The organism is Streptomyces sp. NPDC025721 (assembly GCF_055558595.1).
On record NZ_JBVHMF010000002.1, the window covers coordinates 56,444 to 79,664 of the forward strand.

At 70.4% G+C, this 23,221-nt stretch carries 18 protein-coding genes; 12 read left to right on the forward strand and 6 right to left on the reverse strand.

Going from position 1 to position 23,221, the window contains the following annotated elements; translation table 11 throughout:
* The first annotated feature begins 504 nt into the window (after positions 1–504).
* The 3 genes from rplU (at position 505) to obgE (ending at position 2,705) form a co-directional block, all read left to right on the forward strand.
* Entirely contained in the window at positions 505–825 is a 321-nt protein-coding gene (gene rplU / locus ACZ4EF_RS04235) for a 50S ribosomal protein L21 (protein WP_355348975.1), read from the forward strand.
* 14 nt (positions 826–839) lie between these two features.
* Entirely contained in the window at positions 840–1,094 is a 255-nt protein-coding gene (gene rpmA, locus ACZ4EF_RS04240) for a 50S ribosomal protein L27 (protein WP_031514533.1), read from the forward strand.
* A gap of 168 nt (positions 1,095–1,262) precedes the next feature.
* The gene (gene obgE / locus ACZ4EF_RS04245) at positions 1,263–2,705 is read left to right on the forward strand and encodes a GTPase ObgE (protein WP_355348971.1); all 1,443 of its coding nucleotides are present in this window, start codon (positions 1,263–1,265) and stop codon (positions 2,703–2,705) included.
* Between the two features lie 42 nt (positions 2,706–2,747).
* On the opposite strand, the gene ACZ4EF_RS04250 is transcribed toward obgE, so the two are convergent.
* Both ACZ4EF_RS04250 and ACZ4EF_RS04255 read right to left on the reverse strand, forming a co-directional pair.
* Positions 2,748–3,191 carry a GtrA family protein gene (locus ACZ4EF_RS04250; RefSeq protein WP_355348968.1) on the reverse strand — a complete coding sequence of 148 codons (444 nt, stop codon included), beginning with the start codon at positions 3,189–3,191 and terminating at the stop codon, positions 2,748–2,750.
* Complete coding sequence (locus ACZ4EF_RS04255) at positions 3,188–4,183, reverse strand: glycosyltransferase family 2 protein (RefSeq protein WP_355348965.1); 996 nt, start codon at positions 4,181–4,183, stop codon at positions 3,188–3,190. Before ACZ4EF_RS04255 ends, ACZ4EF_RS04250 begins: the two co-directional genes overlap by 4 nt.
* Before the next feature lie 449 nt (positions 4,184–4,632).
* Here ACZ4EF_RS04255 and ACZ4EF_RS04260 point away from each other — a divergent pair, with 449 nt between their 5' ends.
* Entirely contained in the window at positions 4,633–6,378 is a 1,746-nt protein-coding gene (locus ACZ4EF_RS04260; RefSeq protein ID WP_401715505.1) for a stealth family protein, read from the forward strand.
* A 38-nt stretch (positions 6,379–6,416) separates the two neighbouring features.
* Here ACZ4EF_RS04260 and ACZ4EF_RS04265 read toward each other — a convergent pair whose 3' ends face one another.
* Positions 6,417–9,239: a stealth conserved region 3 domain-containing protein gene (locus tag ACZ4EF_RS04265; protein ID WP_355348959.1), complete on the reverse strand. Its 2,823-nt coding sequence runs from the start codon at positions 9,237–9,239 to the stop codon at positions 6,417–6,419.
* Positions 9,236–10,228, reverse strand: coding sequence for a hypothetical protein (locus tag ACZ4EF_RS04270; protein ID WP_391047569.1), 993 nt, complete (start codon positions 10,226–10,228; stop codon positions 9,236–9,238). The genes ACZ4EF_RS04265 and ACZ4EF_RS04270 overlap by 4 nt, the downstream gene beginning before the upstream one ends.
* Before the next feature lie 334 nt (positions 10,229–10,562).
* On the opposite strand from ACZ4EF_RS04270, the gene galE (ACZ4EF_RS04275) reads away from it, so the two are divergent.
* Together galE (ACZ4EF_RS04275) and ACZ4EF_RS04280 are read left to right on the forward strand one after the other, a co-directional pair.
* Positions 10,563–11,534, forward strand: a complete 972-nt coding sequence (gene galE / locus ACZ4EF_RS04275; RefSeq protein WP_391047568.1) for a UDP-glucose 4-epimerase GalE — start codon at positions 10,563–10,565, stop codon at positions 11,532–11,534.
* A gap of 261 nt (positions 11,535–11,795) precedes the next feature.
* Complete coding sequence (locus tag ACZ4EF_RS04280; protein WP_355348951.1) at positions 11,796–14,009, forward strand: PIG-L family deacetylase; 2,214 nt, start codon at positions 11,796–11,798, stop codon at positions 14,007–14,009.
* A gap of 98 nt (positions 14,010–14,107) precedes the next feature.
* Here the strand turns inward: ACZ4EF_RS04280 and ACZ4EF_RS04285 are convergent, their stop codons facing one another.
* On the reverse strand, positions 14,108–15,805 hold the full coding sequence (locus tag ACZ4EF_RS04285; protein ID WP_467345765.1) for an FG-GAP-like repeat-containing protein: 1,698 nt from the start codon (positions 15,803–15,805) through the stop codon (positions 14,108–14,110).
* Positions 15,806–15,965: 160 nt separating this feature from the next.
* Here ACZ4EF_RS04285 and galE (ACZ4EF_RS04290) point away from each other — a divergent pair, with 160 nt between their 5' ends.
* From galE (ACZ4EF_RS04290) to ACZ4EF_RS04315, 6 genes are all read left to right on the forward strand, one after another.
* Positions 15,966–16,940 carry a UDP-glucose 4-epimerase GalE gene (galE, locus tag ACZ4EF_RS04290; RefSeq protein WP_355348945.1) on the forward strand — a complete coding sequence of 325 codons (975 nt, stop codon included), beginning with the start codon at positions 15,966–15,968 and terminating at the stop codon, positions 16,938–16,940.
* Positions 16,941–17,060: 120 nt separating this feature from the next.
* On the forward strand, positions 17,061–18,221 hold the full coding sequence (gene proB, locus ACZ4EF_RS04295) for a glutamate 5-kinase (protein WP_355348942.1): 1,161 nt from the start codon (positions 17,061–17,063) through the stop codon (positions 18,219–18,221).
* A 183-nt stretch (positions 18,222–18,404) separates the two neighbouring features.
* The gene (locus ACZ4EF_RS04300) at positions 18,405–18,875 is read left to right on the forward strand and encodes a hypothetical protein (protein ID WP_355348939.1); all 471 of its coding nucleotides are present in this window, start codon (positions 18,405–18,407) and stop codon (positions 18,873–18,875) included.
* A gap of 69 nt (positions 18,876–18,944) precedes the next feature.
* Complete coding sequence (locus tag ACZ4EF_RS04305; RefSeq protein WP_467502708.1) at positions 18,945–20,240, forward strand: glutamate-5-semialdehyde dehydrogenase; 1,296 nt, start codon at positions 18,945–18,947, stop codon at positions 20,238–20,240.
* Positions 20,241–20,333: 93 nt separating this feature from the next.
* Positions 20,334–20,768, forward strand: a complete 435-nt coding sequence (locus ACZ4EF_RS04310) for an SCO2583/SCO2584 N-terminal domain-containing protein (protein ID WP_467502710.1) — start codon at positions 20,334–20,336, stop codon at positions 20,766–20,768.
* A 66-nt stretch (positions 20,769–20,834) separates the two neighbouring features.
* Entirely contained in the window at positions 20,835–22,133 is a 1,299-nt protein-coding gene (locus tag ACZ4EF_RS04315) for an SCO2583 family membrane protein (RefSeq protein ID WP_467502712.1), read from the forward strand.
* Here ACZ4EF_RS04315 and ACZ4EF_RS04320 read toward each other — a convergent pair.
* Entirely contained in the window at positions 22,027–23,160 is a 1,134-nt protein-coding gene (locus ACZ4EF_RS04320; protein WP_355348930.1) for a M48 family metallopeptidase, read from the reverse strand. The genes ACZ4EF_RS04315 and ACZ4EF_RS04320 overlap by 107 nt on opposite strands.
* Positions 23,161–23,221: the final 61 nt, after the last annotated feature.

Consider the following 23,221-nt stretch of genomic DNA (forward strand, 5'->3'; position numbering starts at 1 on the left):
AAACCACCAGCAAAAAGCCTGCCCCCCACAACCCCCCCCCCCCCCCCCGCTCCCCCCCCCCCCCCCTCCCCCCCCCCCCCCCCCGCCCCCCCCCCCCCCGCGTCCACCCTGCGGGTGGGCTGTGCCCCGCCGGGGGCGCGGGGAACCGCGCGCTCGGCCACCGGTGGTGGCGCGGCCTGGGAACCGGCCGCAGCGGGGCAGATGCGGTGGTCTTCGGGCTGACAGCCCGGTGGGGGCCGGCCGCGCAGTTCCCCGCGCCCCTAAAAACATGCCCTTGCGCGATGGCAGCGCACTTTGCCGGTGCCGTGACGGGGCGCGCGACCGTTCACGGGTGCGGGAGGGCGGATTTGACCGGGCCGGAGGCCCTCCGTAGTCTTGACCTTCGGCGTTTGTGCGCCCACTTCTGAGCAAATCCCTCCCGGTCCGCCGGGAGAGGCCCCCCGCGCACCATCGGGACGGCTGGCATCAGGGGTCCGATTTCAAGAGCGAGAGAGTGAGATCCGCGTGTACGCAATCGTGCGTAGCGGTGGTCGTCAGCACAAGGTGGCTGTCGGCGACATCGTTGAGGTTGACAAGATTCCCACGGGCAAGGTGGGCGACGCGATCGAGCTCTCGACGCTGCTCGTCGTCGACGGCGACGCCGTCACCAGCGACCCGTGGGTGCTGGCCGGTGTCAAGGTCGAGGCCGAAATCGTGGACCACCACAAGGGCCAGAAGATCGACATCCTGCGCTACAAGAACAAGACCGGCTACCGCCGTCGCCAGGGTCACCGCCAGCAGTACACGGCGCTGAAGATCACCGGCATCCCCACGGCTGCGAAGTAAGGGACTGAGGAGAGATGGCACACAAGAAGGGCGCATCGTCCACTCGGAACGGTCGCGACTCCAACGCTCAGCGGCTCGGCGTCAAGCGCTTCGGCGGCCAGGTCGTCAACGCCGGTGAGATCATCGTCCGCCAGCGCGGCACGCACTTCCACCCCGGCTCCGGCGTCGGCATCGGCAAGGACGACACGCTGTTCGCCCTCTCCGCCGGTGCGGTCGAGTTCGGCACCAAGCGTGGGCGTCGTGTAGTGAACATCGTTCCGGCCGCCTGATCCAGGCACCGTAGAGCGACACAGTTTCACCTCCGAGGGCGGACCTCGCTTCCCGACCAGGGAAGCGGGGCCGCCCTCGGCGTGTTACGTCTTGGAACGCGTGAAAGCGCGCGTACCGCACCACCCCGTGCACATCCGCACCACCCCGTACGTATCTGGAGGAATGCCATGACCACCTTCGTGGACCGCGTCGAGCTGCATGTCGCCGCGGGTAACGGAGGCCACGGCTGCGCCTCCGTTCACCGGGAGAAGTTCAAGCCGCTGGGCGGCCCCGACGGCGGGAACGGCGGCCGGGGCGGCGACGTGATCCTCGTCGTCGACCAGGACGTCACGACGCTGCTCGACTACCACCACAGCCCGCACCGCAAGGCGACCAACGGCAAGCCCGGCGAGGGCGGCAACCGGTCGGGCAAGGAGGGTACGGACCTGGTGCTGCCGGTGCCCGACGGCACGGTCGTGCAGGACAAGGACGGCAATGTGCTGGCCGACCTCGTCGGCCAGGGCACCACTTTCATCGCGGGCCAGGGCGGTCGCGGCGGCCTCGGCAACGCGGCGCTGGCCTCGGCCCGCCGCAAGGCGCCCGGCTTCGCGCTGCTCGGCGAGCCCGGTGTGGCGCGGGACATCGTCCTGGAACTGAAGACGGTCGCGGACGTGGCGCTGGTCGGCTACCCGAGCGCGGGCAAGTCCTCGCTGATCTCGGTGCTGTCGGCCGCCAAGCCGAAGATCGCCGACTACCCGTTCACCACGCTGGTGCCCAACCTCGGTGTGGTGACGGCCGGTTCGACCGTCTACACGATCGCGGACGTACCGGGTCTGATCCCCGGCGCCAGCCAGGGCAAGGGCCTCGGCCTGGAGTTCCTGCGGCACGTCGAGCGCTGCTCGGTGCTCGTGCACGTGCTGGACACCGCGACGCTGGAGTCCGACCGCGACCCCGCCAGCGACCTCGACATCATCGAGGAGGAACTGCGGGCGTACGGCGGCGGGTTGGAGGACCGGCCGCGGCTGATCGTGCTCAACAAGATCGACGTGCCCGACGGGCGCGACCTCGCCGAGATCATCAGGCCGGAGCTGGAGAGCCGCGGCTACCAGGTCTTCGAGGTGTCGGCCGTCTCCCACGAGGGGCTGCGCGAGCTGTCGTTCGCCCTGGCGAAGATCGTCGCCGAGACGCGGGCCGCCAAGCCGGTGGAGGAGTCCACCCGCGTCGTCATCCGCCCGCAGGCCGTCGACGACGCCGGGTTCACCGTCACCCACGACGGTGAGAGCCTGTACCGCGTGCACGGCGAGAAGCCCGAACGCTGGGTCCGCCAGACCGACTTCTCCAACGACGAGGCCGTCGGCTACCTCGCCGACCGCCTCAACCGCCTCGGCGTCGAGGACGCCCTCCTCAAGGCCGGCGCCAACGCCGGCGACGCCGTCGCCATCGGCCCCGACGAGGACGCCGTCGTCTTCGACTGGGAGCCCAGCATGGCCGCCGGCGCCGAAATGCTCGGCCGCCGCGGCGAGGACCACCGTTTCGACGCCCCCCGCGCCGCCGTCACCCGCCGCCGCGACAAGCAGGCCGAGCGCGACGACGCCGAAGAGGAGTACCACGGCTTCGACCCGTTCAAGTAAACGCGCGACCGGCCCCCTGGGAAGGGGGCCGGTCGGGGTGGGTCAGGCGTCCGCGTGGGCCGGGGAGGGGCGGTTCGGGTCGGGCTCGGCGAGCGCGGACGGCGGGGTGAGGATGCGGCGGCTCAGCAGGTAGGTGAAGGGGATGGCGGCTGCCGCGGCGGCCAGCGGGGCGATCTTGTCGTTCATGCCCGCCCACTCCACGAGGGCGTAGACGCCGACGCTCGTGACCACGTAATTGGTCAGGTTGGTCAGCGGGAAGAGCAGGAACTTCCGCCAGGTGGGCCGCGTCCGGTACGTGAAGTACGTGTTCAGGAAGAACGACCCGATCATGCTGAGCACGAACGCCAGGGTGTACGCGGCGAAGTACGGCATCCACGGGTGCAGGGCCAGGTAGAAGCCGTAGAAGGTGGCGGTGTTGACCCCGCCCACGAGGGCGAACCGCACGATCTGGAGCAGTTGCGGTGAGCGGGTGCCGGCCAGGCTCAACGGATCTCCATCCGGGGCAGCGACGCGCTCGTCGGTGCGGCGCCGGCCTGCCGTGCCACCCCGAAGGCCCGCGGCGCGTTCGTCTCCTTGACCAGGAAGTGCGGCCGTCGCTTGGTCTCGTAGTAGATGCGCCCAATGTACTCGCCTATCAACCCCAGCATCAGCATCTGGAGCCCGCCCAGACCGACGACGGCGACGAGCAGCGTCACATAACCGGGCGCGTCGGGCCCCTTGATCATCGCCATGACGGTGACGACCACGGCATACGCCGCCGCGACGGCACTGAGCGCCATTCCCAGATAGATGGCCAGCCGCAGCGGCCGGTTGTTGAACGAGATCAGCCCGTCCATGCCGTAATTGATGAGCGCGCCGAAGTGCCACTTCGTCTCGCCCGCCTCCCGCGCGGCATTGCGGTAGTCGAAGGTGACGGTGTCGAAGCCGATCCAGGAGAAAAGGCCCTTGGAGAAGCGGTTGTACTCCGGCATCGCGAGCAGCGCGTCGACCGCGCGCCGCGACAGCAGCCGGAAGTCCCCGACGCCGTCGGTCAGTTCGACGTCCACCCACTTGTTGATCATCCGGTAGTAGAGCCGACTGGCGGCCGTGCGCAGCTTCTTGTCGCCCTCGCGGGTGCGCCGCGCGATCACCTGGTCGTGCCCGGCGCGGTGCAGCTCCAGCATGCGCGCGATCAGCTCCGGCGGGTGCTGGAGGTCGGCGTCCATCACGACCACCGCGTCCCCGGTCGTCTCCTTGAGCCCGGCCAGGATGCCCGCCTCCTTGCCGAAGTTCCGGCTGAAGGACACGTATCGCGTACTCGCCTCGCGGTTCTCGGCCAGGGCCCGCAGCCGCTCCAGCGTGCGGTCGGAGCTGCCGTCGTCGACGTAGCACAGCTCGTAATCGACGGAGAGCGCCGTGAGGGTCTCCCGGATGCGTACGTCGAAGAGCTCGATCACGGCTTCTTCGTTGTAGCAGGGAACTACGATCGACAGTCGCATGAGATCACTTTCGGCGCCGTACGCGGATGCAGGGCGGATGCGGTGCGGATTCAGGGCGAGCGCTGGGTAAGTGCTGAGTGAGTGCTGAGTGAGTGCTGGGCGAGTGCGGTCCCGGCGGACGGATCCGCACGTGATCCCGCACGCTCTGCGTCAGCGTAGGACGGCCCGTGGCCCTGCTTTGGGCGCCGAACAAGGCGTCGGAGAAAGTTACGCGAAGCGCCCTTGCGGCTCAATGAAGAATTCACCCAACGATGGGCAACCGAATTCCTGATTCCGCATTACGTGTAACGTCGCGCGCGGCCGGAGTTCCGGACAGGTATACCGCACGCGGCCTCTTGGAGAACGCAAGGCATACTTGAGGTATCGGCCCGGACCACCGTGCGGGCCGTCGTCGTACGTCAACGGCCCGCGTCGCGGCGGGCCCCGCAATCGATGAGGAGCCGCCCGCCGTGCGTAATCCCGAGGCACCCCGACTGCTGGGGGTCTACCGACGAGCAGTACCGGAGAGCGCCCGACGGAAGATCGCCTCCCGCGTCGACTCGGACTTGCGCAAGCAGGTGAAGCTGCGCATCGCGGGCGCGACCGCCGCCGCCGAGCGGGCCAGGGCGGCCAGGGTCGGCAAGCGCCACCAGGCGCTGGTGGACCGTCCGGACCGCACGGTGATCACGGTCAACCGCGAGGCGAAGGTCGCGCTGATCGTCCCCGGCGTGACCCCGCTGGCGGCCCGCAGGGCCAACCTCGACGCGGTCCTCGGCTGCCTGTCCGCCGCCGGTCTCGACCACTTCTGCGTACGGGGCCGCTCGCACACCGCCTCGGCCGTGGCCGTCCACGAGAGCGACCGGGAGGCGGTGCTCGCCGCGCTGACCGCGCTGTGCGCCGAGGAGCCCGGCTACGTGACCGCGGTCAAGGGGAACTCCCCGGTGCCCGAGGAGTCGCTGCCGGGCTACGAGCAGCCGTCCTGGCGCCGTCTGGCGGGCGCCGGGGTCTTCCGCCTCACCTGGTACCGCACCGACGAGAGCAAGGGCCTGGCGCTCGGCACCCGCTACGGCTGCGACATCGAGTTCTGGCGCGAGGAGGACGGCGCGCTCGTGGCGCCGCGCCCCGGCAAATTCGCCGAGGCCATCCCCGCCGACGCCAAGACCGTGCAGGCGCCCGAGGCGTTCTTCACCGACCTCGCGCCGCGCGACACCGGCGCGGGCCCGCGCTTCGAGGTCCGTACCCGCGAGCACTTCGCGATCCACACCACCGACGAGATCCGCTTCCCGGTCGACGTCGTCTACACCTGGGTGGACGGCGCGGACCCGGCGTGGCTGCGCCGCCGCGCGGACTTCACCGGCGCGGCGTACCACGACGAGGCGGCCAACGCGGCGCGCTACCTCAGCCGTGACGAACTGCGGTACTCACTGCGCTCGTTGCACATGTACGCGCCGTGGGTCCGGAAGATCTTCCTGGTCACCGACGACCAGACGCCGTCCTGGCTGAAGACCGAGCACCCCGGCATCGAGGTGGTCAGCCACCGGCAGATCTTCCGCTCGCCCGGCTCGCTGCCGACCTTCAACTCGCACGCCATCGAGAGCCAACTGCACCACATCGAGGGCCTGTCGGAGCACTTCCTGTACTTCAACGACGACGTGCTGCTCGGCAACGAGGTGACGCCGCAGGACTTCTTCCTCGCCAACGGCCTGACGAAGTTCTTCCCCTCACCCGCGCTGGTGCCGCTGGGCGAGAAGACGGAGGCCGACCCGCCGGTCGCGGCGGCCGGGAAGAACAACCGGCGGCTGATCGAGGAGCGCTACGGCGCCGTCCTCGTGCAGAAGATGAAGCACATGCCGCACGCCCTGCGGCGCAGCGTCCTGGACGAGATCGAGGACGAGTTCGCCGCCGAGTACCGGCACACCGAGTCCAGCCACTTCCGCAGCATGGACGACATCTCCGTCGCCTCGTCGCTGCACCACTACTACGCCTTCCACACCAGGCGCGCGATCCCGTCCAACGACCTGCCGTACACCTACCTGGACCTGACCCACCCCTGGACCGAGACCCGGCTCGGCCGGTTGCTCGCCAACCGCGACAAGACCGTCTTCTGCATCAACGACACGGTCTCCACGGAGAACGACGCGACCGGCCAGAAGGACCTGATCACCCCGTTCCTCGACGCGTACTTCCCGGTGCCGAGCCCCTTCGAGAAGGAGTAGCCCGGCACCGGGCGGGCTGTCGCCGGCGCCTGCCCCGTTCAGTCCCGCTCGAAGCGGGACTTCACGGGGTAGTAGGCGTTGAGGAAGGCGTACATCACGCGCGCCTGCTCCTCGGCGGGCACCTCGGCGTCGGGCGACTCGCCGATGCAGAAGACATCGTAGTTGCGGGACGCGAGCAGTCGGCCGAGCACCGAGTGGTGGTCGTAGTTGCCGACGTTGACGTAGCTGCACGAGATCCTGCCGGGCGCGCAGCGGCCGGTCAGGTAGCCGTAGTGGTGGTGCAGCGACGACGTGATCGACAGGTCGCTGTTGCCGCGGAAGGGGTTGGCCGCGGTCCTGGCCACCTCCTCCGGGAACCTCTCGCCGATCTCCGCGAGCACGCTGCGGCGCAGCGCGTGCGGCGTGTGCAGGAAGCTCTGCGTGGCGGTCCGTCCGAAGGCGTCCTCCAGCAGTTTGCGGTTGTTCTTGGCCGCTGCGAAGTAGCCCTCGTCCTCGTCCGACGGCTCGGTCGGCGGTACGGCGGTCGGCGACCGGAAGAAGTTCGCCATGCCGTTGCTGAGGAAGAACAGCTCGGGTGTGACCGGGCGGCCCATGAAGACGTCGTCGTTGAGATAAAGGAAGTGCTCGGACAGGCCCTCGATCCGGTGGATCTGGCTCTCGATGGCGTGCGAGTTGAAGGTGGGCAGGCAACTCGGGTCGGCGAAGATGTCCCGGTGGCTCACCACCTTCACATCGGGGCACGACGTGTCGAGCCAGGGCGGCACCTGGTCGTCGGTCACCAGATAGATGTTGCGCACCCAGGGCGCGTACATCTCCAGCGACCGCAGTGAGTAGCGCAGTTCGTCACGGTTGCGGAACCTCACGTCGCCGTTGTCGACGTCCGTGTTCTCCGAGACCGGCAGTCCGCGTCGGCGGCGCGCCTCGTTGCGGCGGTCCTGCCACGCGGTGTCGTCGCCGTCCACCCAGGTGTAGACGACGTCGATGGGCTGGTCGACATCCCACATCAACTGCTTGGTGAACTGCGAGAGCGTCGGGTAGTCCCGCTCGCCCACCCGCAGCTTCGCGGTGGGTTCGAGGGACGGCAACCGGCGCCCAAGGAGCGTCGTCGCCCGTGGGGTGGAACGCCAGCCGTCTTCCTCGTCGACGGACCAGAACTCCACGCTGCAGCCGTACGCGGGCCCGTAGCGCAGGGTACGGCTGCCGGTGACCACCGGCTTGAAGATCCGCAGCCCGGCCACCTCGCCGACGTCCCGCAGCCGTTCCGCCAGCACCGCTCCGGGCGCGGCGCCACGCGGGGAGATCAGCTCGGCGTAGACCGCCTTGCCGTGCAGGGCGGTGGCCAGCGCCTCAAGCACCCGGGGCCGTTCCTCGACCGGTACCGCGAGCCGGTGCTGGACGCCGTCGGCCCGCAGCAGGACGTACGGAATGCCGACGTCCTCAAGGACGGTGGCGCTGATCTCCAGGTTGGTCGCGAGCATTTGGGGCCCGTTGACGTCGTCGCGGACCTCGGCGAGCCGCCCCGCGGAGCGCACCAGCTTGCGGTCCTGCGCCTGGATCATCACCTCCCGGGCCTTCTGCTCGTCGGTGGAATTCGCCAGCGGCGAGACGGGCGCGGCCACGGTGAAGTTGCGCGTGCCGCCCGCCACCACCCGCAGCGCCGCCCGGTCGGCACGTCGTCCCAGGCGCTGCGGGTTGTCGCGCTCGGCCACCAGCCGGGTGAACAACTCCTCCCAGCGGGCGGTGATGTCCTCACCGCTGAAGCGCTCGTAGACGCCCTCGCGCGCCGCCTTGCCGAAGGCGTGCCGAGTCTGCTCGTCACCGATCAGCCGGGCCATCGCCTCGGCCAGCAGGTCGATCTCACCGGGCGGCACCAGCAGCCCGTCCACGTCGTGCCTGATGATCTCGGCCGGGCCGGTGACGATGTCGTAGGCCACTACCGGCACACCGGCGGCGAACATCTCCAGCAGCACCAGCGGGAAGGCTTCGTTGCGCGAGGGCAGGACACAGAGCCCGGCCTTGGCCCACTCCTCGTCCATCTGCTGCGAGCGGCCCACCAGTTCGACCCGCAGTTGCAGGCCGAATCCTTCGACGAGCTGGCGCAGCCGCACTTCCTGGGGGCCGTCGCCGAATATCCGGAGCTTCCAGTCGGGGAAGTCGCCAGAGATCTGGTGGAACGCCTGGATGGCGTGGTTGAGCTGTTTTTCCGGGGTCATGCGGGCGGCCAGCACGATGACCTTGTTCTGGAGGTCGGAGCGCGGGCGGTAGCCGTCGGACACCGCGTTGGGAATGGTGACGAGCTCGGGCGCCGCGTCGCCGAGCGAGTCGGCGAACCAGTCGTTCGTGCGCTCGGTCAGCGACACCAGGGCGTCGATCCGCGGGCCGTACACCAGCAGCGGTTCACCGCCTACGCCGCGCAGTTGGGAAGCGCGGTGCTCTTCGTGCACGGTCACCACACGGGCCGGAGCCAGTTCCGCGGCGGCGGCCATCAGGGCCGGGGAGGTGGTGATCAGCACATCGCAGTCGAGCGCGGGCAGCGCGGCGGTCATCTCGATGTCGGAGAGCTGGTCGAAGGTGTTCTCCCAGACCGGCTTGATCAGTTCGCTGGGCAGTGACTGCAGCGTCCTGCACGCTTCCTCGTCCAGCGTGCTGCGGCGTACCGGACGCCCGTAGGCGCCGGTCCTGTCCACCAGGTAGCGCCGCTTGATCTGCTTCGCCTCCGCGAAGAACGGCTCCAGGCGGGTCTTGAAGACACTCAGCACTTCGACTTCGTGCCGGGCGGAGAGATGGATCGCCTGGGTGTAGGCGGCCATTTCCGTGCCGCCCATCTCGTCGCCCCAGGTGAGCAGAAATGTGATCTTCATGCGTCCTCGTTGGTTCCGATGGCCGCGCAGGCCACCGCAAGGGCACCGGCAGGCGTGAGATAGACGTGCGCACGGGTCAAGGAACCGTCGTCCAGGGCGATGATGCGAAAGGGAGTCCGGAAGACCTGCTTGGGATGACGCACCTGGGTGAGCCGCTTGGCGACCTTCAGCTTGGCGCGCCCCCCGCGCAGTTGGACGTCCCAGGTGCGCTGGACGCCCGGACCGTCGGTCATGGCTCGCAACGGCAGGTCGAAGGTGAAGTTGTCGCCGTCCCAATCGAGCGCCGCCGAGACGGATTTGTTGGCTCCCCGGCGTACGACCTCGGCGGTGTACTCGGTCACCGGGTGCCGTGCGGCCAGCAGTCGGCCGTGTACGGTCACCCGGTCCCAGAGCAGGTCGAATCTGACGAGTTCGGCCTGGTGGGCGGGGGCTGTGACCTTGAGCATGGCGCGGCCGTCCACCGAGCGCACCGGCCGGAAGACCGCGCCGCTGGACTCGGACGGCGAGGTCGGGAGCATCGGGCCGTGCACCGCGGCGAACGCCAGGGCGGTCAGGTCGGATCTGGTCTCACGACCGCCCTCGTCCGTGACGACGACACAGAACCGCCAGAGCCCCGCACTGAGCAGCAGCCCGCGCCCCGTGTCGTTCTCACCTTCGGTGTACCGCAGCGGTACCGTCGCGGTGAGCAGCAGGGACGTGTCGGACTCCGGCTCCAGGGCGAGGTCGACACTGACCCGATGGTTGCCGTGGATCAGTTCGAGGCGGGCCGCGGAAGGGTCGGCGGTGTGCCGGGAGAAGGGCACCGCGAGGTTCAGCGTGCGGCCGCCGAGCACTGAGAGGTGGACCGGGGTGATCATCGGTCGCGGTCTGATGCCTGTACCGAGCGCGGGCACAGTGTTCATCCGCTCGACCTTGCGGCGGGCTCGTACCGCCAGGGTGCGGGCGCGCTTTACCGCGCCCACCGCGTAGGGCAGGAGCGAATCACTCACGGCGCACGTGTCTCCCATTCTCATTGGTCAGCCAACGCATCCTGTCAAGGATGCCAAACATCAGCAAGTTGGCCGAATGTTGCAATTCCTGACCATGGCTGTTCACCTGCGGGCCAATCGAATGTGTGAAGTGGATCACTGGTTCCGCCGGAGTCGTGTCACTGCCACCCGCTGTGAGTCGAGGCGGTGGAAATGATCGCACAGCGGGTGAACGCGGCGGGAACGCCGAGTCGATTCCCGGAGTCGTCCGTGCGGTCCCGCTTGCCGTGCGCGCCCTGAGCGGCGGCTCGGTCCGGCAGGTCTTCCCCGTGGTCGCCGTTGGTAGGGTTCGGCCATGACCTGGATGATTACCGGCGGCGCTGGTTATATCGGTTCGCACGTTGTCAGGGCGCTCGTTGCCGATGGACAGCAGGTGGTCGTCGTCGACGATCTGAGCACCGGAGATCCCGAACGCCTGCCGGCCGGTGTGCCGTTGGTACGCGGCACCGTCCTGGACCGGGCGCTGCTCGACCGGACGCTGAGCGAACACGACGTCCGGGGCATCGTGCACATCGCGGCGAAGAAGCAGGTCGGAGAGTCCGTCGAGCGCCCGCTGTGGTACTACCGGGAGAACGTCGAGGGTCTGCGGACCGTACTCGAGGCCGCCGTCGAGGCGCGGGTGCAGCGCTTCGTCCTGTCGTCTTCCGCGGCCGTATACGGAATGCCCGACGTGGACCTGGTCACCGAGCAGACCCCGTGCGAGCCGATGAGCCCGTACGGCGAGACCAAGTTGGCCGGCGAGTGGCTGGTCACCGCGGTCGGGCGGGCGCACGGGATGGCCACCGCGTCGTTGCGCTACTTCAACGTCGCGGGCGCGGCCGCCCCTGAGCTGGGCGACCCGGGGATCTTCAACCTGGTGCCGATGGTCTTCGACCGGCTCTCCCGCGGCCGGACTCCGCTGATCTTCGGCGACGACTACCCGACGCCGGACGGCACCTGCATCCGCGACTACATCCACGTCGAGGACATCGCGTCCGCGCACGTCGCCGCCGCCCGCCGGCTCACCGAGGACTCGAAGGCGGCCCTGGTGCTGAACATCGGCCGGGGCGAGGGCGTCTCCGTGGCGGAGATGGTCGGCATCATCCAGGAGATCTCGGGTCACACCGGGATCGCCCCGGAGGTCACCGCGCGTCGGCCCGGCGACCCGGCCAGGGTCGTGGCGTCCGCCGACGCGATCGGCAGGGAACTGGGCTGGAAGGCCGTCTACGACGTGCGCGAGATGGTGGCCTCGGCCTGGGCGGGCTGGCAGTTGCGACACCCAGAGTAACCGGGGCGCGCCATTCCGATTCGGGGAGTCGGACTCACTCGCGGTGAGTCCGGCTCCCCTTTTTCATGCGGCTGACCAGCCGGTTCCGCAGGTCAATGCATTCCGGCCTTTTCGGCTTTTGCTTCCGGTACTTGCCTGACCCGGACATGTGATGACGGTCACATCAAAGCGAAGAAACCCCGGCTCGAAATTGTCCCTCTTGTGCAGCGGGTGGTCGAAATGATCACACGAGAGGTGAACGGAGCCGGAACGTTGGACCGAATGCTGGAACAAGCAAGCAGGGGTCCCGGACGCCGGGTCGTGGTGGGTTCGATGGCGGGCGCACTCGCGGCGGCCACGGTCGCGGGTTGTACGGGTCGGAGCACCGCGGCCAAGCCGAGGATGACGGGAGCGCCGGTCGTCTTCGGGCCGCCCCCGACCGGCGGCGTACTGCCCGCCTCCGCCCGGGTCACCTTCGGCGCCCCCGCCGCACCGCTCGTGATGCAGGTGGTCGCGCACCCCGACGACGACCTGTACTTCATGAATCCGGACACCGCCGCCACCCTCGACCGTCATGTGCCGGTCGTCACGGTCTACGTGACCAGCGGCGACTCCTTCGGCGTGAACCGCGCCCCCGGCCACCCGCGCCCGCTGCCGAACGTACCCGCGTACGTCTCCGCGCGGCAGCAGGGGCTGCGGCAGGCGTACGCGCGGATGCTCGGCGCGGAGATCTTCACGCCGTGGACGCGTACCGCGCTGGCCCTGCCTCACGGCGGCGCCGCCGAGGTCAACACCCTCGAACACGACGGCAGGCGGGCCGAGTTGGTCTTCCTGCGGATCGACATGCACACTCCGGTGCGCGGCGGCGGCACCTTCGGCATCGACAAGCTCTGGGCCGTGGACGGGACGGTACGGACGGTACCGCTGCCCGACGGCCCGGTACGCGCCGCCCACACCTTCGACCGGCAGACGCTGATCGACGCGCTCGCCTTCCTGTTCACCACCTTCCGGCCGACGCTGATCCGCACCATGGACCCCGACCCGGACATCCAGGTCCACAACGCGCGGTACCCGCGCGACAGCGACCAGGTCGGCTACTCCGACCACCGTGACCACACCGCCACCGCGCTGTTCACCTGGCGGGCCATGGCGCAGTGGACCGAGAAGGCCGCGGCGAGCGGCGGCCCGGTCCCGACCTTCCTCACCGAGGCCTACCGCGGCTACTACAACCAGCGCTGGCCGCACAATCTCCCGCAGGCCACCGTCCGCTTCAAGGCGGACGTGCTCGATGTGTACGGCGGCGCTCCGGGCTGGAAGTGCGGCGACACCGGCGGCTGCGGTGACTACAGCGTCGGCCAGGGCGACGCGCTGAAGTCCCCGCGCGGCTGGGTCCGCAGCACCCACTACCGCTACCCGACCTCTGGTCCGCAGGCGGTGGCCGCCAAGGACGGCAGGCTCACCGTGTACGGCGTGCTCGGCACCCGGGCCGCCCGCTGGACCGAGACCGCGCCGGCAAGCGGACACTGGAATGCGCCTGAGGACCTCGGCGGGGGCCCGCTGACCCCCGCGCTCAGCGTCGTCACCGACAAGCACGGCCACCATCTGCTGTTCGGCCTGCGCTTCTCCGGTCTGTCGGCCGCGCCGGGCGACAACACCCGGGAGGTCGTGGTGCTCGACCAGCAGGTGGGTGCCTCGGGCAAGTCCGCCGGCGAAGACGGCGACCGGGCGATCCGGGGCTGGCGCAGCCTCGGCAGCCCCGAGGCGAATCCGGTCCGCGGCCGCAGGGTCGGGCCGCCGACCGCTGTGATCGGCAAGGACGGCCGGATCCACGTCTTCGTCCGCAACGCCTCCAAAGGTCTGAGCACGCGGGTCCGCGACGCCTCCGGTCAGTGGTCGCCGTGGCAGCAACTCGCCGGCGGCCAGGTCCAGGAGGGACTGACCGCGACCGTCGACCACGACGGCCGGATCCACGTCTTCGCCGCGGGCCACCAAGGGGTCCACCAGTGGACTCAGTCCACCCCGAGCGCCGAACTGGTCGGCCGTCCCCTGCGGCACACCGGCGTGCCCGGCGAGGTGCCCGAAGCGGTGACCGCGGCGGACGGTTCGCTGCTGCTGGCCTTCCGCAGGCCGGAGACCGCCGAGATCGCGGTCGAACGCCTCACCGCGGGACGGCATGGTCGCTGGATTCCGGCCTCCGCCGTGCGCGACGCGGGCTTCGGCCCGGTCGCCCTGCTCAGCGGCCGGGGCGCGGAGACCAACCCGCTGCTGGCCGTACGCGCCGACTTCGGCAACGCGCTGCTGGTGCACGGTGAATACGGCAAGGGACCGGCCGCCGCCACAGCCAGTACCCCGACGGAGCCCTTCGCGGTCGGCCGCCCCGACGTGCTCGTCGCGGGCACCGACCGTACGGCCCTGGTCTCCTTCACCGTGAACGCCACCCCGGGCGTCACCCGCGTCCACGGCACCGGCACGTTCACCCAACTGGCCACGAGATAGCACGGGTTGTCGGCCGGGACGCGCGAGGGCGCCCGCACCGGGAAGGTGCGGGCGCCCTCGTCCGTCCACTCAACAGGCGGCGGACACCACAGGACGTCTCAGAACAGGCGGCTGTAGCCGTTCCAGCCGCCGCCCTGCTTCACCGGAGCCTTGAACTGGCCCGTGCCGGTGGAGCTGTAGCTGAACAGATTGCCGCTGGCGTCCACACCGAGCAGGTCGGCGCGGCCGTCACCGTCCATGTCGCCCGGCGACGCCAGCTTGTTGTAGCGGTTCCAGCCCGTGCCGATCTTGACGCGGGTCTCGAACGGGCGGGAGCTGACGCCCGTCCCCTTGTACAGGTAGAGCGTGCCGTCGCCGGTGCGCGCGACGATGTCCGCCAGGCCGTCACCGGTGAAGTCACCGGCGCCCACGATGGCGTTGTACGCACCCCAGCCGGGACCGACCAGCAGGCGGCCGGTCAGCGCCGCGCCGTTGCCCTGGCCCCGGTAGAGGTACAGGTTGCCCGAGGTGTCACGGGCCAGCAGGTCGCCCTTGCCGTCACCGCTGAGGTCACCGGGGCCGACGAAGAGGTTGTAGCCGCCCCAGCCGGTGGCCAGCGGGCTGCTCACGTCGGAATCCAGGTTCCACAGGTTGGTGCCGTCCCGGAACAGCAGGTCGGCGTACCCGTAGTCACCCAGCGACGAGGCCAGTGCGAAGGTGCTGTACCCCCCCGAGCCGCCCGACACCTGCTGGCGCGCGGCGAGCGTCCCGTTGTTGTTGGTGTAGTACCAGTAGAAGGTGCCGCCGGTCGACAGACCGTAGAGCTCCTTCTTGCCGTAGGCCGGGTTGGAACCCGCGCCCGCGAACAGCTCCACGTTCCAGTCTTTGTAGCCGCCCTGCTTGGGCGCGAAACCGCCCGCTCCGTTCTGCCGGTAGATGTAGAGAGTGCCATTCGTGGCCCTCGCCAGGACCGAGCCGTCACCGGTGCCGACGAGCTGGTTGTACGCGTTCCAGCCCGTGCCGATGGCGACGCGGGCCGCGTACGGACCGGCGGCGTTGCCCGTACCGGCGTAGAAGTACAGCGTGCCGTCCGTCTTACGGGCGATCAGGTCGCTGATGCCGTCGCCGTTCATGTCACCGGGGCTGGTGAGCTGGTCGTACTGGTTCCAGCCGGAACCGACGAGCACCTTGCCCTTGAACGGAGCGGAAGCGTTGCCGGTGCCCTCGTACAGATAGAGCTGACCGGCCGGCGTGCGCGCGACGATGTCGGGTTTGCCGTCCCCCGTGATGTCGTCGGTCGCGACCAGCTTGTTGTAGACGTACCAGCCGGTGCCGGTCCACCGCGCGGCGCCGTTGGGGAAGCTCCCCGCCCCGAAGTACGACAGGCGGCCCGAGTTGGTCAGCGCGAGGATGCCGGTGCCCTGCCCGTCCAGGCTGCCCGGGGTGAGGACGTCCTTGTACAGGGTGCCGTCGCTGCTGGCACCGAGGTCGCCGTCGTCGTCGTTGTCCTTGGTGAGCAAGTTGTAGTAGTGCCGGTTGTTGCCCCGGTAGAGCTGGTCGGCGTAGCCGTCCCCGTCCGGGTCGTACCGCAGCGGCCCCGCCGCCGCCTTCGTGGAGTACTGCTTGGCCTGCTTGGGCAGCGTGAGCGTCGGCGCGGGCCCGCTGGGCGCCGTCGGCCGGGTGATCCTGTGCTGCGGGCCGCTGTCGGCCTGCGCGTTCGTGCTCAGCGCCAGAGCGCCGAGAGCGAGGACGCCGGTGGTGCACACCGCGACGAGGCGGCGGCGCTTGGAAAAGCGCACCGGCTGTGCTTCGGACACAATCCCCCCTGGGATGTGAGTGTGATGAATGCCGAACCCGATGCGAAGACCCGTCCGGTTCGGACGCGGCGAGTCTAGGTGAGGGGTCCGACAGACCTTAGACCGCGTGCCGATCAAGCGCCCCTGAATTCACCGCGGCAACGCCGACTAGACTGGGGCGATGACCTGGCTGATCACCGGCGGAGCCGGATACATCGGATCGCATGTCGTCAAATCGATGGTGGACGGCGGAGAAAAGGTGGTCGTCCTCGACGACCTCACCGCCGGTGACACCGAACGGCTGCCGTCCGGAGTTCCGGTGGAGCGCGCCAGCGTCCTGGACCGGGCCGCGCTCGACCGGGTGCTGGCCGCGCACGCGGTCGAGGGCATCGTGCACATCGCCGCCCGCAAGCAGGTCGCCGAGTCCGTCGAGCGACCGCTCTTCTACTACCGGGAGAATCTGACCGGCCTTCAGACCCTGCTGGAGGCGGCGGTCGACGCGCGCGTGCGGCGCTTCGTCTTCTCCTCCTCCGCCGCGGTGTACGGCATGCCGGACGTCGAACTGGTCACCGAGGACACGCCCTGCGCGCCGATGAGCCCGTACGGCGAGAGCAAGCTCGCGGGGGAGTGGCTGATCGCCGCGGCCGGCCGGGCGCACGGCATGGCCACCGCGTCGCTGCGCTACTTCAACGTGGCGGGCACCGCCGCGCCCGAACTGGGCGACCGCGGCGCCGCCAACATCGTCCCGCTGGTCTTCCAGCGGATCTCGCAGGGCCGCCGCCCGCTGATCTTCGGCACCGACTACCCGACGCCCGACGGCACCTGCGTGCGCGACTACGTCCACGTCCAGGACGTGGCCGGCGCGCACCTGGCCGCCGCCCGCCGCCTGACCCGCGACCCCGAGGCGTCGCTGGTGCTGAACATCGGCAGCGGCCAGGGCGTCTCGGTGGCCGAGATGGTCGACCTGATCCGCGAGGTCTCCGGTCACACTGAGCTGGAACCCGAACTGGCCCCGCGCCGCGCGGGCGACCCGGCCCGTGTCGTGGCCTCCGCCGAGGCGATCGGCAGGGAGCTGGGCTGGACCGCCCAGTACGACGTGCGCGCGATGGTCACCTCGGCCTGGGCGGCCTGGCAGCTCCAGCACCCGCCGCGGTAGCCGGTCCTCCGGACGCGATCCGGAAACGGACCGGAGACGGCCGGGGGCCGGGGCGCGCGACGGCACCGGCCGGAGCGCCGGTTCGGGACAGGCGTGACAGCGGCGATACGAGGGACGTACGTGACAACGGCACGGCAGGACGTGGTGGAGGCCCGCAGGGTCGTGGTCAAGGTCGGCTCGTCGTCGCTGACCACGGCCGCCGGGGGACTGGACGCCGACCGGGTGGACGCGCTCGTCGACGTCCTGGCCTCGGTCCGCGGCTCGGGCACCGGCGCGAGCGCGGGACCGGGCGGCCGGCCGGACAAGGAGATCGTCCTGGTCTCCTCCGGCGCCATCGCCGCGGGACTCGCCCCGCTCGGCCTGGCCAGCCGCCCCCGCGATCTGGCCAGGCAGCAGGCCGCCGCCAGCGTCGGCCAGGGCCTGCTCGTCGCCCGCTACACCGCCTCCTTCGCCCGGTACGGCGTCCGCGTCGGCCAGGTGCTGCTCACCTCGGACGACGTCAGCCGCCGCGCCCACTACCGCAACGCCTACCGCACCCTCGACCAGCTGCTGGCCATGGGCGCCCTCCCGGTGGTCAACGAGAACGACACCGTCGCCACCGACGAGATCCGCTTCGGCGACAACGACCGGCTCGCCGCCCTCGTCGCCCACCTCGTCCGCGCCGACCTGCTGGTCCTGCTCTCCGACGTCGACGGGCTCTACGACGGCGACCCGCGTACGCCGGGCGCGACCTTGCTTACCGAGGTCGCCGGACCCGAGGACCTGGCGGGCGTCACCATCGGCAGCGCGGGCAAGGCCGGGGTCGGCACCGGCGGCATGGTCACCAAGGTCGAGGCCGCCAGGATCGCCGCCGAGGCGGGTATCCCCGTCGTCCTCACCTCCGCCGTGCACGCCGCCGACGCGCTGGCCGGGCGCCCCACCGGCACCCACTTCCACCGCACCGGCAAACGCTCCGCCGACCGGCTGCTGTGGCTCGCGCACGCCTCCACTCCGCGCGGCGCGCTGCGGCTGGACGCCGGGGCGGTCCGCGCGGTCACCGAGCGGCACAGCTCGCTGCTGCCCGCCGGGGTCACCGCCGTGGACGGCGACTTCGTCGCGGGCGACCCCGTCGACCTGCTCGACGAGGCGGGGCACGCGGTCGCCCGCGGACTGGTCAACTTCGACGCCCGCGAACTGCCCCGGCTGCTCGGCCGCTCCACCCGCGACCTCGCCGTCGAACTCGGCCCCGCCTACGAACGCGAGGTCGTCCACCGTGACGACCTGGTACTTCTGCGCCCCTGAGCCCCCGGAACCCTTGACTCCCCGGTCAATGTCCGGGGATCTCCTCAGGACCTTGGTTCGGGCCTTCTTGCCGAAAACGCCCCCGCTTCCCGCCGGAGCCTGGTCAACTTTGATGCGGAGGAGTCGTCAGCGCCTACCGGTGCGGACGGCGCTCGCGGAACGCAACCCACAGGGAGGCCGCCGGTGAGACGAGGGCGCCCAGGGCCATTGACCAGGGGTACGGGGGAACGCACGCTGGTCAGCGTCGGCAACGACATCAGTGACGACATCGACGGGGACCCCGAGCGGGAAGCGCTTCCCGCCGAACGGGCGATATCCCGGCTGTGGCACGTCACGCTCAGCGTCTCGGGCCCCGAGACCCCGCTGACCGAGGTCAGACGCGGTCTTGAGCAGCTCGCCCACGACCACCCCTTCCTGCTCACCAGCCGGTACGCCACCGACCACGCGGAGATCCGCTACTGGGAGGAGGCCCGCGACCTGCACGACGCCGCCGCCATCGCGCTGCGGCTGTGGGGCGAGCACCGCTCGACGGCGGGCCTGCCGCCCTGGGAGACCGTCGGCCTGGAAGTCATCGACCGCGCGACCTACCACCAGCGCGTCGCGGAGGGCTACGGACCACCGCCGGCCGTCCCGGTGGGCGTACACCCGTTCTAGGGCCCGTCCCCGCGGAGCACTGTCGCGGGACCTGCCAACCGGCCGGTGGCGGGCCGGTACCCTGCTTCCATGACCCACCCGCCGCTGCCCTCGCCGCTGCCCAAGTCCCCCGTGCTGCTCGCCGCGTACCGCGCGCGGGCCGCCGCCGCGGACCTGGCCCCGCTGCCGCGGTCCGTCAAGGACGACGCCCTGCTGGCCATCGCGGACGCGCTGATCGTCCGCACGCAGGAGATCGTCGCGGCCAACGCCGAGGACGTGGCGCGGGCCCGCGCGGCCGGGACCGGCGACACCGTCGTGGACCGGCTCACCCTCACCCGTGAGCGGGTCGCGGCCATCGCCGCCGACGTCCGGCACGTGGCGGGGCTGCCCGACCCGGTCGGCGAGGTGCTGCGCGGCTCCACCCTGCCCAACGGCCTGGAGCTGCGGCAGGTCCGCGTCCCGCTCGGCGTCGTCGGCATCATCTACGAGGCCAGGCCCAACGTGACGGTCGACGCCGCCGCGCTCTGCCTGAAGTCGGGGAACGCGGTGCTGCTGCGCGGCTCCTCCTCCGCGTACGCCTCCAACACCGCTCTCATCACCGTGCTGCGCGACGCGGTCGGCGGCGCGGGACTGCCCGCCGACGCCGTCCAGCTCGTGCCCGGCGAGAGCCGCGATTCCGTCACCGAGCTGATGCGCGCCCGCGGCATGGTCGACGTGCTGATCCCGCGCGGCGGCGCCGCCCTGATCCGTACCGTCGTCGAGGGTTCGACCGTTCCGGTGATCGAGACCGGCACCGGCAACTGCCATGTGTACGTGGACGCCGAGGCCGACATCGGCATGGCCGTGGAGGTGCTGATCAACTCCAAGGCACAGCGCCCCAGCGTCTGCAACTCGGCGGAGACCCTGCTGGTGCACCGCGACATCGCCGACCGCTTCCTGCCGCGCGCGCTGGACGCGCTCGCCGAGGCCGGGGTCACCGTGCACGGCGACCCGCGGGTGCAGGCGCTGGCCGAGAGCAGCGGCAGCAAGGCCACCGTCGTGCCCGCCACCGCGGAGGACTGGGAGACGGAGTATCTGTCCTACGACATCGCCGCCGGGGTCGTGGAGAGCCTGGACGCGGCCGTCGAGCACATCCGGCTGTGGTCCTCCGGCCACACCGAGGCGATCGTGACGTCCTCGCAGGCCGCCGCGCGCCGCTTCACCCAGCGGGTGGACGCCGCCGCGGTGCTGGTCAACGCCTCGACCCGGTTCACGGACGGCGGCCAGTTCGGCTTCGGCGCCGAAATCGGCATCTCGACCCAGAAACTGCACGCCCGCGGCCCCATGGGACTGCCGGAACTGACCTCCACCAAGTACGTCGTCACGGGTGACGGACACATCCGCTGACACCCGCCGACACGCGGAAGTGTCCTCCGGACGGCCCACAGACAGTCCGGATTCCCCTGCCCAAAGGACCAACTTCCGCATTACTCTGGACAGATGCCGGACGATGACGAGTTCGCCTCCGTAGTCCTCGACGAAGAATTCGTACGGTCCGCTCTGTTCCATGAGCCCTCGGCCAAGGAACGGATGCTTGCCGTCGCCGAAGGTCCCGCGCTACCGCCCGGCTGGCCGGGTCGGAATCGAGCCGGTGCTCACGCCGCTGTCCCCGAACTGGACGAAGCGGGAGTACCGGATTCCGACGACCTCTACCCGGCCGGACGGCCGTACCGCGGGAGCAGTACCCGCTGGCACCGTCCGGTGGCCTGGGCCCTGGCCGTGGTCATGGGCATAGGGGTGGTCGCCCTGACCTTCGCCGCGGTCTACCGCGGCGCGGGCGGCGCGACCCGACCACCGGTGGTCCCCCCGCCGTCCAGCGGCCCGGTCGGCACACAGAGCAGTGTGCCTCCGGTCGCCGCGAACCGGCTTCCCTGATCTCCTGTCATAAGTTGACCGGTACCAGGGCGTTTATTCGCACGCCCAGAGACTTAACCTTGTGATATGAGCGGGCCTGGAAATCCTCCTGAGGGCACGCCCGAGGGCGTTCCCGGAGGCGGTGAGGACGAGTACCGATCCGTCGTGTTCGACGAGTCGTTCGTCCGGGCTGCCCGGATCCAGGAGTTCTCCGCCCAGGAGCGGCTGGACGACGCCGACCGGGCGGTCCGCGTCCGGCACGCGCTGCCGCGCGGCCTCGCCCGGCAGGCGGTCGCCCTCATCACGCTCATCGTCGTCGCCTTCGGCTTCGCCATCTACATGGGCGTCAGGCACCCCTACAAGGGCCGCGGCCAGGACGCCACGGAGCAGCTCAGGGCCACCGTCATCCCGCTGGTCCCGTCCGGCAAGGTCGCCTCGGTCTCCGCGACCGAGCCCTTCCGCGGACAGCGCGCGGAGGCGTACCGGGTCGGCGCCGAGGGCATCACGATGCCCGCGATCCACCGGATCGGCGACTACGGCGTGGGCGAGGTGACGCAGGCATTCAGCACCGCGAAGCTCTATCTGACCGACTCGTCGATCAATCAGGAGACGGTCACCGGCGGCGATGTGAGCAGTGTCCGCGCCCTGCTCGACCCCGGACAGCTCGACCAGTTCGACAGCAGCCTGACCCGGCCGTACACCGACGGCACCCACGAGGCGACCGGCTGGCTGGTCCGCTTCGACCCGGCGGCGCGGGTGCGGCTGGTCCGGGACGGCATCCGCGTGCAGGGCACCCTGGACGCCACCGAGACCGGCGACGACGAGCTGGAGATCGCCGCGGACCACACCTTCGTCTACGCGCTGTACCGGCCGGGATTCGCCGACAACGCCGTGTCGCTGTTCACCGTGCGCCGCCAGATGCGATTCCGCTTCAGCCACGCCGACCTGCGCCAGCGCCAGATCCAGGTCGTCCAGGCCGATGTGGCGGCGGGACCGCTGGCCTGCGGCGCGGCCGTACAGAACTACTTCCGGCCGATACTGGCCGGCCAGTCGGCGCCCGGCGCGGTCGCCGGAGCCGATCCGTACCGCCACGACCGGCCGGTCGGCGCGGTCTGCGCCCCGCTGACCGACGCCACCACCGGGCAGCCGCCGGCCACCGCGAGCACGACGGCGCCGGGCGTGCTGCCGAGCAGTACGACGGCGCCGGGCGTGCTGCCGAACGCCACATGGCTGCCGCGGGGTGCCACGGGCGCGCCCGGCGGCCCGGGAAGCCCCTCGGTCAGCCCATCCCCGGCTGCGGCTCGGACGGCGGCCCCGAGTCCTCGGGCGAGTCGCCCGAGCCTTCTGACGCCCCCGCCGCCCCGTTCGTCGAGCCCGAGCCTGTGAAGCGGTCGCGCAGCTTGCCGCCGATGTCGCCCGCCCCGGACGAGATGTCCCGGATCAGCCCCATCAGCGGGTCCTTGCTGCTCTTCACCGTATCGGCGTAATGCGTCGCGGACTCCTTGAAGGAGTCGTACACCGAGGTGTCCTTGTCCTCCTCGCGCCGCGGGTAGTGGCCGTCCATCAGCCGCTGGTAGTCCCGGCTGCCCGCCCACTTGCGCAGCTCGGCGGCGCGCACCGTGGTGAACGGGTGACTGCGCGGCAGCACGTTGAGGATCTTCAGCACCGAGTCGCGCAGGTCGCCCGCCGCCTCGAACTCGTCGGCCTGCTTCAAGAACGCGTCCACGTTCATCTCGTGCAGATGGTTGCCGCCCGCGATCTTCATCAGACCGCGCATCGACGCCTGCACGTCCTGACCGACCAGCAGACCGGCGCGGTCCGCGGACAGTTCCGACTTGCGGAACCACTCGCGCAGCGCGGTGACGATCGCCAGGATCGCCAGATTGCCCAGCGGGATCCACGCCACGCGCAGCGCCAGGCTGGTGAGGAAGAGCAGTATCGTCCGGTACACCGAGTGGCCGGACAGCGCGTGGCCCACCTCGTGGCCGACGACCGCCCGCATCTCCTCCTCGTCGAGCAGCTCGACCAGGCCGGTGGTGACCACGATGATCGGCTCGTCCATGCCGATGCACATCGCGTTGGGCTGCGGGTCCTGCGTCACGTACATCGCCGGGACCTTTTCCATGTCCAGGATGTAACAGGCGTCCCGCAGCATCGCGTTGAGATGCGCGAACTGCTCGTCGCTGACCCGCACCGAGTCCGACAGGAACAGCAGCCGCAGCGACCGCTCGGGCAGCAGACCGCTGAGCGCCTTGAAGACCGTGTCGAAGCCGCTGAGCTTGCGGAGCGCCACCAGCGCGGACTTGTCGGCCGGGTGCTCGTACGCCCGCGACGAGATGCCGGGGAAGCGCTTGCGGTTGCGCCCCGGCAGGTTCTTCTGACCGTCCTGCGTGTCGTTCGGTCCATTCGGCACGGACATACTGGCCCAACCCCCTGATAGCCAACCGGTACATACTCTGGACGCGCGGAGCCTG